The organism is Maribrevibacterium harenarium (genome assembly GCF_006385675.1).
GTDB lineage: Bacteria > Pseudomonadota > Gammaproteobacteria > Pseudomonadales > Marinomonadaceae > Marinomonas > Marinomonas harenarium.
The window spans coordinates 1-12446 of sequence record NZ_VFRR01000058.1; the positions used below are offsets into that span (position 1 = coordinate 1).

Genomic DNA, 12446 nt, shown 5'->3' on the forward strand with positions numbered 1-12446 from the left:
ATAGCGGGATGAGATTGATACAATCCTTATTGCCGAGAAGGCTAGAAAATGAAATGGCGCTTTAGTCTAAAATCGCCATTATTCAGGGACGACGAATTAGATAAAAGAAATCCAGATCTATTGACACACATATATTTTGGTTAACAATGCCGCTGACTTTGTAAACTAACTAGTTACTCGGCTTCTGCTCGGCGCTCTATAAACTTCCGACTCTCCATCGTCTTTTAGATCTATTTCGTATCGACGCCTGTCTAGGACTTCCAAAAATCCCATAATCTGCGAGCTGTCTAAGTTAATCTTCCCATCAACTATATTTGTGACAACATTGGTTTTTTCGCAGTAACGTTCTAGTTTATCTTGACTGATGTTTATTGCTTCTGATTGGGATTTAATGGAAGCAATATATCTTGCAGCTCTCGGGTGGTTTTGCGCATACTGAGATATACTATCAAAGTTAACGAAATCAATTTCACTCGCAATACTCGCAATGTTGGCTGGAACTGCATCCATAATTGCCTTCTGAAGTTGAGCTGTAAACTCTAGGCCACTAGGGCGGAGAATGTGTATTAAATCATTATGAATAATAAAATCGAAGTCATTATCCAATTTAAAAACAGTTTCCTCTAACGACTTTAAAGTATTATCAACATACTGAACCAGCCTATGCCTTTTCTTTATTAAAGTTTTAAACTGAGTTGAACGACGTACAGCTGTTATTCTCTGTTGGTTGTTATCAGTGAGCTTTACAAAGTACGCGAAACATTGATTGATATTGTCAAAAGCACTGCAATCTTCTGGTACATTTTCGGACTCATGAAGATTTTTAAGCTCTTGTACCAATGGGTCATTGATTGAAAAGGTAAGATATTCAATAGACGCATATTTTTCTGATGGCTGATACGTAGCCATACTGCTCGCCTTATCCTGCATCTGTGTCTTTGTAAAACTAACCATTTCAACTAATGACTTCTGTACGACTTCATCAACAGGAACAAACACAAAACCTCGATTGGGACTATCCAGACCAAGACCAAACTCAGTTATATTTACATTTTCAAAATCAAAGTTAATAGGCATTATTCATCCTCTAAAAATACCGTTTGGCTAAGCCTGTAAGCTGAAATTTTCTCTCCTTTGACAATATGAGAGCGCTTTGTGATTAATACGACAGGAATTCTGCCACTAATAGAGTTATTTTCTGCATCAGGTTTCAACGTATATACCCTGAACCCCTTCATGGCCCAAAAAATGTTCATATAATGCATATTCAGATGCCAAAACAGAAATACAATGAACGTTATTGCCGCCACATGACCCGCTAAGTCTCTAATACTATCGATATTGACACTATAGAAAGGAAGTAACATAGCAAAAAGGTAAACAAGTAGATGATCTCTGTGATCCTCACAATCGCCAGCGGTCAATTCTCGCCGATCTTTTCTTTTTTTTACTAATCTTACGCGGAACCACAAGAATAAATTTGGCACCGTAATAAAAAAAAGGCAGAAAGAAAGAAAATATACTTCCGAAATACCTTTTATTCCCCACCCCTTAATTGCCCAAAGAATGAATAGTGGGGACATACTGCTCAAGACCATTAGTAGCCTAGCTAGCGACAAACCTTCATTATTTCCTGTCATAAAACCACCCTTAAACCTAAATGAATGCTACTCACCAAAAGAATAGATTCTGTAAAATCTATATCATCGAGCAAGCGAGCGGCACTTAAATAGATCGTCATTTTTTATATCTGCCCACCCACACCTTTGAATTTTTCAACAAAAGCGGCAATTTTCTGAAAAACCGTTTGCTTCTGGGTTCGGTACTGTGGGTTCAATGGGCTAAGTTTGGGCAGCGCCTCATTAAGTGCAGTGCCATTTTCAGAGGCGTACTCACGTTTAAGTGATGACGCAATATAGCGTTTGGCAGCATCGATATTGAGCTTTTCAGAGGCAATAATGGCATCGGCTTCGCGCTTCTGCTCCGCCTGGGCGAATTTGAAGAATGCGTCGATAATGCTGGCTTTGTCATTGATCTCATCTAGGTTTGTCTGGTTAATAAAATCAACCACCAAGCTCTCTTTCGCTCTATTGCCAAGGCTACCGCGGATCATACGGCGGACTTCTTCAATCAAGCCTTCTTTGCTCTTGTTCTTCTTATTGTGATCAAAAATCAGTTCAAGAATGTAATCGAGGTTGATTTCTTGCGATTTAAGCAAATCAATTTCAAAGACCACATCGTCCCAGTCTACCGTTGACTTATCTTTGTCCTGACCTTCTTTATCGCGTCGCAACCAGTCACGGGTATCGTTGTAAGTAGAGCGATAATCTTGGATAGCACGTTCGCTCGGCATATCGATAGCTTGCATTGTCTCGATGTCAGCATCGTCCAGATAGTACTTTGCCTTGAACTCTTCAACAGCTTGTTCATCACTGGTATCTAGGCTTTGCAGCGCTTTTAATCCAGCAAACTCATCGTAGTTTTGTAGAATATTTTCTGCTTTTAGGTATTCACCAAACAGCTTGGCAAACTCTTTTTTATCTTGTTCTTTTTCAATATTTTCTGGGTTTGGAAAGCGTTCTTGCAGCTCTTTTACGATATCAACAAAACCTCGACGCGCTTGGCCAGTAGCAATATCGTTAAAGCCTTCCATGTATTCTTTGTAGCTCTTCTCCAACACCACGTTTTTGGTGTTTTTGTCACCAAACAAGGTAATGGCGTCAATGGTTGCCTGTTCCAAGTCCCGGAAGGTAACAATATTGCCAAAGGTCTTCGTTGCATCATAAATGCGATTGGTGCGAGAAAACGCCTGCATCAAGCCGTGATAGCGCAAATTCTTATCAACAAACAAGGTGTTAAGCGTAGGCGCATCAAAGCCCGTTAAAAACATACCGACCACTATGAGTAGATCAATTTCTTGATTCTTAACTCGCTGGGCAAGGTCACGGTAATAATTCTGAAAACCATTACTGTCCACGCCATAGTTAGATTTAAACATGGCGTTGTAATCGTTAATCGCGGCGCTCAAAAACTCTTTTGCGCTGCTGTTCATGGCACTGACTTCAAAACTCTCATCTAAAATATCACCAATGGCGTCCTGCTCTTCATTGGCAGCAAATGAGAAGATAGTCGCAATACGCAGAGGTTTACTTGTAGGTCCATTTTCGGCCTCGGCCTGCAATGTTTTAAAGGTTTCATAGTACGCTTTCGCTGCATCAACACTACTGACCGCAAACATGGCGTTAAACCCTTTGGCACCAGAATAGGCTCGATGCGTTTTCTGGTTAAAATGGTTCAGAATATACTGCGAGATTTCACGAATGCGCATTGGATGTAAGAAAGCTTTCTTGTTCTCCGCCGCACTGAGCTTCTTATCATCCTGCTCAGTCTCAATGCTCTTAAATTGAGGACGAACATCGTTATAGTCCACTTTGAACTTGAGTACTTTTTCATCACGAATGGCGTCAGTGATCACATAAGTGTGCAACTGCTGGCCAAACACGCTGCCCGTGGTTTCAGCACCCAAGGCGTTTTCAGGGAAAATTGGCGTACCAGTAAAGCCAAACTGGTAGTACTTTTTGAATTTCTTTTTCAGGTTTTTCTGCGCTTCACCGAACTGGCTTCGATGACACTCATCAAAAATAAAGACAACCTGCTTGTTGTAGATAGCTAAATCGCTTTCACTTTTGATTAAGTTGTTGAGCTTTTGGATTGTGGTAACAACAATCTTGTTATCGTCTTTATCCAGGTTGCTTTTTAGCCCTGCGGTACTGTCTGAACCGTTCACACTATCAGGTGAGAACCGCTGGTACTCTTTCATGGTCTGATAGTCGAGGTCTTTTCGGTCCACCACAAAAAAGACTTTATCGATACAGTCTAAATCGGTGGCCAAACGTGCCGCTTTAAAGCTAGTGAGTGTTTTTCCTGAACCCGTGGTGTGCCAAATGTACCCGCCGCTCTCGGTGTTGCTCCAATTCTTAGCGTTAAACGCGCTCTTTATCTTCCATAAAATGCGCTCAGTGGCCGCAATCTGGTAGGGGCGCATTACAAGTAAGGTATTGCTGACATCAAATACCGAGTAACGCAAGATCACTTCAAGTAAGGTCTCTTTCTGGAAAAAAGTGGCGGTAAAGTCTTTTAAATCCTTGATCAGCGTATTGTCTGACTTCGCCCAGTTCATCGTGAAGTCGAAGCTGTTTTTGTCGCGCTTAGTGGTATTGGCAAAATAGCGCGTGTCGGTGCCATTCGAGATCACAAACAACTGCAAGAACTTGTACAACGAGTTCTCTGCATTAAAACTTTCTTTGCTGTAGCGATGTATTTGGTTAAACGCCTCACGGATCGCCACACCACGCTTTTTCAGTTCAATTTGCACCAAAGGCAAACCATTGACCAAAATCGTCACATCGTACCGATTGGCATGGCTTCCCGTTTGCTCAAACTGCTTGATCACCTGCACTTTGTTACGCGCAATGGTTTTCTTGTCGAACAGGTAGATGTTTTCTATATGGCCATCATCAAAGACAAAATCGAAGATATAGTCACTGTGCACCTTGCGGGTTTTGTCGAGAATATTGTCGCTGGGTGTGTTCAGATACTGCTCGCAAAAGCGAGTCCACTCGGCATCAGTTAACTCGACCTTATTAAGGGCTTGTAGCTGCTTGCGTACATTCGCCAGCATGGCGTCTGGCGTCGTTAGCGCAGGTAAATACTCATAGCCTTGGTTGCTTAGGTCCTGAATCAGTTCACGCTCTAAATCACTTTCGCTCTGGTAGCCCTCAGCAATTTGGTCTTGTCGTGTATATTTATCTAAAACAATAAAGTTATTCGATTCTGCAATACTTTTATAGTTGGTCATTGTAATTCCTGCTTCTTGAATCCATAAGTGTTTATTAAGTAACCAACCAAGGTTTCTAATTTATCCTTGTCTTTATCTTCTAGATCCGAGATCTCGTCGCCAGCATGAGCAGAGTGGCTGGATAAATTAAGGATTCTATTGGCGAATGGATCTGGCTTTCCGTCTTGAGATTTTTGAAGAAGTGCAGGCCAATAGTTATAACCTAGGAAAGTGGCCATTTTCTCAAGAACATTTCTCAGAAGACTAAAATGATACTTTCTGATTTGTCTGTCATTAATGGCTTTCTGAAGCTCATTTAGAAGGAATAAGTGATAAGAAAACGGCGAGTCTGTCGGTTGTTCAGGTAGTTCAAAATCACCATCAGCCAGCTTTTCTAATCGGTATTTTTGAAATTCCTTATTTGGCTTATAGATTGGTTTGAAAGTACCATCGGCCTGCTTTTGATAAGCCTTATTATTGAGCTCATTGCAGAGCACATTATAAAAAAGGGGACTATGCGTTGTTATGATAAATTTTAAGTCTGACGTACTAGACTTGATCAAACCTGCTAAATCAACCGCTAATTCAATTAAATGACTATCATCCAATGAACTCACTGGATCATCAATAAATACGTATTCTAAAGCATCAAACTTATCAGTAATTCTATTAGTAACATCTGGCTCATTAAGGGTGGAAACAACTTGTTGTAAAAGAGTGTACATAACACTCCATACAAAGTTACTTTCCTCACCTTTTGAAATTTTTATTACTTCGTATTTACCCTGAACGACATTTTCGACACCATCAGTCGCGGCAGTACCTGGCTCATAGTTGACAGGTTCATTTGCGGCGACTTGAAAAGTGACCTCAGAAAACGCAGGTATCGTTACTTCCTTTTCATCAATTTTAGCTTTGTATTTTTCATTGAATATTGGAGTAGCTTTGCTACCCGTATAACGTTGAAAGTTTGTAGCGATGTTGCCGTCTTCGCCCAACTCTTTTAACAAGTCTATCAACCAACCCGTAAAAGTATTTGGTTGTATTTTTAACTTTGGCCTTGAATCTACTTTTAAATCGTTATCCCAATAAAACAGGTCTTCCGTAAAGGCGTTGTAGTACAGAAACTTATCACGAGTTTTCTCACCATCTTCTTCACTATCATTGTTTTGTGTAGAAGGAACAATTTCCTCCTTAAAAGCTCGTGATAAACGCGTTTTACCTGTGCCATTAAAGGCATAGATCAACTGTACCTTTTTATTCTTGCTGATTAAGTCGTTAGCTATGTCCTTTAGTTCCTTACCCATATTAAGCAACTGCCTCTTCAGATTTCGGGAAGCTCAACAACAGATCACGATAATACTCGTATTGCTTTTGGCGTAACTCAATTTCGCGGGGGAGACCTTCTTGCAGCGAAGTTGTTAAGGTATCGAATTTATCCAATATCGCTACAATTCGCGCCTGCTCGGCCAATGATTTCGCAGGATCATTTGCATAAGGAACAGGTAACTTAAAGTTCTTAATGATTGTCGAATTTAGATCTCCTCTTGCACCTTGTCCTAGAGCTTTTATGTTTTCATAATTGAAACTAACCCAATGAAAGACGTATCTGTATAGAGCTTTTTTATCGTCGATTTCCAAACATCCACAGTGCTGATTAGTTGTTAGAGGAATCTTATTTACTCCAGATCTACCAGCAGTTGCTCCAGAAATAGCAATTATCACGCAATTTTCAGGTATCCATTTGGCTGATGAGTTTTGCAAAGCAGCTGGAGTTACTTTTACATCTGTGTCGAAAATATCAGCAAACTTTACTTCCTGAGTTCTAAGCCATGGTATATCACCGTATTCGTAAAATTCTGGATTGCCGGCCTTAGGTGTTCCACCTGAATACCATTTTTTAGTAACATCACCCAACGTCTTCCACTCAACTTCACCCTCTCCTGCCTGATCGGCAGACAGGTCAAAACTTAGCAACTGGTCGCGGTAGTAGTTGTATTGTTTTTTCCGTAGGTTAAGCTCGGCGGTCAGCTCGGCGGTCAGCTCGGCGGTCATGGCGGTAAATGCATCCAGAATGCGTACAATTTCAGCTTGTATTGCCAGCGATTTTTCTGGGTTATCTGGGCATGGAATGGGGACTGCAATTTTTTCAACCTGATGACTCATTAGCTTCGGATTACCCATACCTGAGTAAACGTACTTTTTAGCTTCAGTTGTCAACCAATAATACAAGTACTTATAGTTTAAAAGGTTTTCATCTATGATCTTCATGAGACCACAAACATTTGTAATTGAAAATTTCCCTTTACGATAAAATATAGTGCCCGCATTAGCGCCATCGGTGGTCCAACTAATATATTCACCATCAAAATCGTAAGTGTCGATTGAGCCAATCATTCCATCATTTGCTGTTTGAGAGCTATAAACAGGGAATATTCCTGTATTTTCAGACAGGAACCCTTTTGACATAACTCTCCCTCGGCGTAATGTTACTAAATCACCTAAAGCTTGCCATTCAGTACCCACGCCTTCTAATAGCTTCTCTAAATAGTTCAAGTGACTCATGCTTCAACCTCCTCACCTTCAATTTCCGCTACAATGGCGTCAATATCACTGCGAAGCGCATCAATTTTAGCAACGGTGGTTTTAAGTTCGGCATTAAGCTCTGTAATATTCACTAGCTCGCGGTTGTCTTTCGCTTCCACATAACTGCTTACCGAAAGGTTGTAGCTATTGCCTGCTATGACGTCCAAATCAACCGATTTAGCAAAGTGATCCACGTTCTCTTTGCTGGCAAACACTTTCATGATGTCTTCAATGTGCTGCTCAGTCAGCACGTTGTTGTTGGTTTCTTTTTTGAAATAAGCTTCGCCACTGGCATCAATAAACTGGGTGGTGGTGTCAGTTTTGTGTTTCGACAACACCAAAATATTCACCGCAATGGTGGTGCCAAAGAACAGGTTTGGTGCCAGTGAAATCACGGTTTCAACGTAGTTGTTATCAACCAGATATTGACGAATTTTTTGCTCAGCACCACCACGGTAAAAAATACCGGGGAAGCAAACAATGGCTGCACGACCTTTGCTTGATAGGTAACTCAGTGCATGCAGCACAAAGGCAAAGTCGGCTTTTGATTTGGGTGCCAATACGCCAGCGGGCGCAAAGCGGTCATCGTTGATTAGGGTTGGGTCGTCGCTACCAATCCATTTCACCGAATAAGGGGGGTTAGAGACAATGGCATCAAACGGTTTGTCATCTAAAAAGTGTGGTTCGGTTAAGGTATCACCCAACTGTATATTAAACTTGTCGTAGTTAATGTTGTGCAAAAACATATTCATACGCGCCAAGTTGTAGGTAGTGTGGTTGAGCTCTTGACCAAAAAAACCATCTTCAATGATATGCGCATCAAAGTGCTTTTTAGCTTGTAACAGCAACGAGCCCGAACCCGCCGCAGGGTCATAGATTTTATTCACACTGGTTTGGCCGTGCATGGCCAGCTGCGCGATCAATTTTGAAACGTGCTGGGGGGTGAAAAATTCGCCACCGGATTTACCCGCATTGGCGGCATAGTTTGAAATCAGGAACTCATAGGCATCACCAAATAAATCAATTTGGTTGTCTTCAAAATTACCGAAGGTTAAACCTGCCACGCCTTTTAACACGGCTGACAGGCGTTTGTTTTTTGCCTCTACCGTATTACCCAGACGATTACTGGTGGTATCAAAATCCGCAAACAAGCCCTTGATGTCTTTTTCTGAATCATAGCCATTGGCTGAGTTTTCTATTGCAGCAAAAATTGCTGCCAAATCCGTATTTAAATTTTCGTTTTTGTGTGCATTAGCCGCTACATTGCTAAACAACTGGCTAGGGTAAAGAAAATAGCCTTTGGTTTTAATGGCATCTTCTTTAGCAAACTTGATGTTTTCATCATCGTCAGACATGGCAGCATAATTAACGCTCTCATCGCCGCCTGTGATGTAGTTGACAAAGTTTTCACTGATAAAACGGTAGAACAGCGTACCCAGTACATATTGTTTAAAATCCCAACCATCCACTGAGCCTCTTACATCGTTGGCAATCGCCCATATTTGGCGTTGAAGTTCGGCACGTTGTTGTAAACTTGTCATTTGTTAATTCCTGCTTTTAATTCGTCATAATTCGTTTATGGGTTATGCAATATTCACTGTCGTCGAACATCATTCGTTAAACCCTGGAGCTAAATTCAAATTTCCGACCCCGTAGAGTGTCGGAGTATTCTTTAACCAAAGTTGGTATTCAGTGCCTTGAAGGCTGTGTGCTTTGGAACAATCCACATGCCATTGGCGAAGCAAATACCCAGCGGTTGCAGCCCTAATCTCAACCTTTAGAACGCCACCCGTCATGCCATAGTCCAGCTCTATCGCTTCGCTGTGCTCTATGCGTGGGTGCGGCACTAACTCTAGTTCTACAAAGCGATTCCATTGCCGGTCTTGGGTTTCGAGTTCCGTTTCAGACAAAGTGGAATCTTCAAGCACAGCCGCTGCTTTAATTCGGGTCAGTACAAAGTCACGGAACTCACCATGCTTGCGGTCAAAACCACGAACGTGCCAACGCAGGCCATTGTCCACCAGCGTATGCGGCACAATTTCACGCGTGGTTTCACCGCTCGATAACGACACATAGGTGATACGCAAGGCTTTGCCTTTGTGAATGGCCTCGGTGACTTTCGCTACTATCGATAAACTCGGCTTGTTAAGGTGATAAGGCGCTTCACAAGCCAGTGGTGGTTTTACCTTGCCAGTGAAGCCATCTCCGTACCCTTGGCTAATCGTCGCCAGCGTTCTCACAACGTCATAGTCGAACAAGGGCTCAAAAGCTTCACCGCGCTTATGCAACTTGAGCTTTTGGTCATACTCAATGTTGCCTGGTGCAAGCTCTCGGTACATGGTGAAGTCTTTCGTTGCTTGTGCGGCGGCAATGCTGAACCGATCTACTAAGTCTGCCCGTACCGCTTCTCCCTTAAACAACAAGGTGAAATCGATATGGGCAATGCGATCCCTGGTTGCTTGCGGCAACTGCGCTATCTGCGAAAACCTATCTGGCTTCGCCACTACCGTTTTTTTCAGACCATCATTTGTCATGCGTCTTGTTTATCCAATTCAACCAGATTCTTAAAACTCTGTTTATAAAGTTCGGTCAGACATCACGTAATCACATTGAACGGCATGGCATAAAGCTGCTATTCATCCGCAATGGCTAATCAATCTCTACCGGTTGAAGCTGAACAGATGGCCATAAAACACTGAATAGGCTTCAACCTAATTAATTTTATTAGGTATCATCCTATCACAAATTATTTTGTAGGGAAGACTAAGCGGCAACTTTTTGATCTGGATTACAATTGCCGCTGAGTCATGAGCGTGAAGACCTTGTTTTGTGCCAATGCTGATAGCCGCTATCAATGCGCTACCCGAACCAGTGGCACCACGATGTTACCGCGATGCGATACCCCTTTGTCCGACTCTGTAGAGATCAGGGCTCGTTGCTCACTCTCTCGAACACGCCTGGCAACTTCTGCCTGGGCTGGTAGCAATGGCAGCATCCCTTCAGCAATCGCGTCCGGTGCAGATTCTTGGCCACAGGACATCAAATGCTTCCATGGATCTTTTAGAAAGCGCTCGAACGTGATGCCAAATTCAATAATGCGGGCAGAGACGAAGATTTCGCCCCAGTATTCAATGTAGGTGTCTTGGTACATGGAAAGATTCCCCTTGTTGGTTATATACCCTTCCTACTTGCAGCCGCAGCGGTGTTACCTGCATTCGCTCACCCCAATCACATAGAAGATCTATGCTCATGGGGACTCACTCACTTGCCGCCTAGCTGCAACACCAAGTAGTTTGGGTATAACGTAAGTTCACTTTCCATTTTCCAGAGATTCTCAAATATGCAAGGCTTAACTTATAGAGAGCTACAAAGCTTTAAATCGATTGCGAGCATCTTTGTAGTCATAGTGGGCATGTTCTGAGCCACGATGGTACAAATCATCCAGGTAAGTTTGTTCCTGCGGTAACTCGTCTTCGCTGATTTCGCGCCACCAATGCTTGTTGGCACCTTTAACACCGTCATGCCAGCGGTAACCACGCTCTTTTAAATAGTCCTTTACGTCAAACGGCGCACCAAACGCACGAACTAACACAGTTCGCCTGTCCGCTTCAGACAACAAGTTTGCAACGGACTCGGGCAACAAATGGAACAACCAGGCCATCGCCAAACAATCGGTTGCAGCTCGGTGTCCTTCATAAAACCAACCTAAGCGAAGCAGCAGGTACTCAAGCTTTCGACTTTCAAAACCCAGTGCCTTCCAATCTATGCCACTGGCTGAACAGGCCCAAGATAGATGGCCTAATGCAGCAAACCGCTTTTCAAAGAAAGGACGATCAAACTGCGCATTGTGTGCAACCACCAGCGGATCATCGGATAACCAACTCGCTACCAGTGAATCATCAATGTGCTGGCCTTGCACCATATCATCGGTGATACCGGTTAACTCGGTAATCAGCTCGGGGATAGGCTTACCGGGATCTTCATACAAGCTGATCACATCAACAATCGACACAATCCGCTGAGCAGAGGGGCTGTAAAGCACCTTAACCATACCAAGCTCAATAATGGACTCGTCCTCGGCAGACAGTCCGGTTGTCTCTGTATCGAGCAGCACCATTGGCTGTTCATCACCAACCATAGGAGAAAGTTCAAGTGGCCAGGACTGCGGCTCACGCGTTAATGGAATACGCTCCAGCAATCTAAAATCTTCTGGTCTTTCTGGAATATCCGCGAGGCGCTCTAGCGGAAATGGCGCAGGGGCTCTTGTCATTGATGGTTCCTCTTCAATTCTATTGTTCGCTTTGGGTTATTTCACTGTGCCACAGGTTTCTCTAAATGCACCTTGGATACCTCAGCGTTTTTTTGATCTTTCTACTGGGTGACCCATGTATGAAGGCTTTGGCTAAGCCTTTCAGAAAGCCTTAGCTAAACCCTTTAGGTAACCCTTACCGATACCCTTTAGGTATGGCTTAGCCAACCCCTTTTCAAACGGTTGAAAAAGGCTTGAACTGAGTTCGACTGAGCATTTTAATGATGCTCCTGACTTCGCTTTAAGCCAGTAAATTCAATACGAAGCAGAATTTTACTAACTGTTTTTAAACCCTTTGCAAAGGGTTCAACAAGCCTTGTTTGACGGTTACTTGACCCATGCGTTAACCAGTAGCAGTAACAGGATCAGTAACAGAAACAAGAGCAGTAGGCAGAAGCAGTATTGTCCAAGCCTTGCAGGCTTTGACGAGGGCGAGCAATCCCCACATCAAGCTTTTCAACACAAAAAAGAAATCACCCACGACACAACGTCTTACTCGAACAACTACAGTTTTACCTACAATTTTACTTGTAGAAATCAGCATAGCATCAGATACTGTATAAACAAGGCTGTGTTGCATTTGAGTGTTGGTGGTCTATGCTGAAAACTGTAGTCCAGATGCACCGGAGCCTTCATGAGCACTCAACGCCTTCGCAGTATTCTCCCACATCTTGAAGAACTCACATACGCAGAGCTGAAGAAGCTCAAGCATGA

At 42.8% G+C, this 12446-nt stretch carries 9 protein-coding genes; all 9 read right to left on the reverse strand.

Features of this window, described 5'->3' with window-relative positions; genetic code table 11:
• Window positions 1–165: 165 nt before the first annotated feature.
• The 9 genes from FJM67_RS15980 to FJM67_RS16020 all read right to left on the reverse strand — a co-directional run bounded on the left by FJM67_RS15980 (window position 166) and on the right by FJM67_RS16020 (window position 11693).
• The gene (locus FJM67_RS15980) at window positions 166–1077 is read right to left on the reverse strand and encodes a Kiwa anti-phage protein KwaB-like domain-containing protein (protein ID WP_140591450.1); all 912 of its coding nucleotides are present in this window, start codon (window positions 1075–1077) and stop codon (window positions 166–168) included.
• The gene (locus tag FJM67_RS15985) at window positions 1077–1640 is read right to left on the reverse strand and encodes a hypothetical protein (protein ID WP_055464651.1); all 564 of its coding nucleotides are present in this window, start codon (window positions 1638–1640) and stop codon (window positions 1077–1079) included. Before FJM67_RS15985 ends, FJM67_RS15980 begins: the two co-directional genes overlap by 1 nt.
• 104 nt (window positions 1641–1744) lie before the next feature.
• On the reverse strand, window positions 1745–4858 hold the full coding sequence (locus tag FJM67_RS15990) for an HsdR family type I site-specific deoxyribonuclease (protein ID WP_140591453.1): 3114 nt from the start codon (window positions 4856–4858) through the stop codon (window positions 1745–1747).
• Window positions 4855–6144: an ATP-binding protein gene (locus FJM67_RS15995; protein WP_140591457.1), complete on the reverse strand. Its 1290-nt coding sequence runs from the start codon at window positions 6142–6144 to the stop codon at window positions 4855–4857. Before FJM67_RS15995 ends, FJM67_RS15990 begins: the two co-directional genes overlap by 4 nt.
• 1 nt (window position 6145) lies before the next feature.
• On the reverse strand, window positions 6146–7402 hold the full coding sequence (locus FJM67_RS16000; protein WP_140591460.1) for a restriction endonuclease subunit S: 1257 nt from the start codon (window positions 7400–7402) through the stop codon (window positions 6146–6148).
• Entirely contained in the window at window positions 7399–8964 is a 1566-nt protein-coding gene (locus FJM67_RS16005) for a type I restriction-modification system subunit M (protein WP_087504514.1), read from the reverse strand. The genes FJM67_RS16000 and FJM67_RS16005 overlap by 4 nt, the downstream gene beginning before the upstream one ends.
• 69 nt (window positions 8965–9033) lie before the next feature.
• Complete coding sequence (locus tag FJM67_RS16010; protein ID WP_140591463.1) at window positions 9034–9957, reverse strand: WYL domain-containing protein; 924 nt, start codon at window positions 9955–9957, stop codon at window positions 9034–9036.
• A gap of 317 nt (window positions 9958–10274) precedes the next feature.
• Window positions 10275–10574, reverse strand: a complete 300-nt coding sequence (locus FJM67_RS16015) for a hypothetical protein (protein WP_015066542.1) — start codon at window positions 10572–10574, stop codon at window positions 10275–10277.
• A gap of 213 nt (window positions 10575–10787) precedes the next feature.
• Entirely contained in the window at window positions 10788–11693 is a 906-nt protein-coding gene (locus tag FJM67_RS16020) for a 3'-5' exonuclease (protein ID WP_000196208.1), read from the reverse strand.
• Between the last annotated feature and the right edge of the window lie 753 nt (window positions 11694–12446).